This window comes from Acinetobacter sp. CFCC 11171 (assembly GCF_003268405.1).
GTDB lineage: Bacteria > Pseudomonadota > Gammaproteobacteria > Pseudomonadales > Moraxellaceae > Acinetobacter > Acinetobacter amyesii.
Window position 1 is genome coordinate 1 of sequence record NZ_LQXP01000114.1, and the last position, 473, is coordinate 473.

Genomic DNA, 473 nt, shown 5'->3' on the forward strand with positions numbered 1-473 from the left:
GCCATCTGTATTGGCTTCGTTAAGTGCATCTTCGGCTGCTTGATAGGCATCTTCTGCTGCATCGACTAAGTCATTCGCTAGATCCAGTGGGTTTTCTGTGCTGTCATCAACACCGTTTTCATTGGCATCGTTGACCGTTGGAATGCTGATGTCCGTCAAGGCATCAATGCGATCTTGGAAACCATCTTTGGCATCTTGCACTGCTGCAGGTGCCGATGGTAAAGCATCGACCGCTTCTTGGGCTGCGTCTTTGGCATCTTGTGCCGCTTTTAACGCAGCTTCAAGTTCGGCTTTTTCGGTTGGGGTGATTAGGCCATTTGCATTGGCTTCATCTAGTGCATCTTCTGCGGCTTGGTAGGCATCTTCTGCCGCTTTTACTGCCGCTTCTGCATCGGCAATTTGTGCTTCAACTGCATCATCAATGCCGTTGTTGTTGCTGTCAGTCACCGCTGGAATCACGATATCCGTTAACG

Annotated in this window: 1 protein-coding gene; it reads right to left on the minus strand. The window is 49.7% G+C overall.

Annotated features, from left to right (window positions below):
• Positions 1-473: GA-like domain-containing protein (locus AVJ20_RS18105; protein ID WP_213066215.1), on the minus strand; the 473-nt coding region annotated here is incomplete at both ends.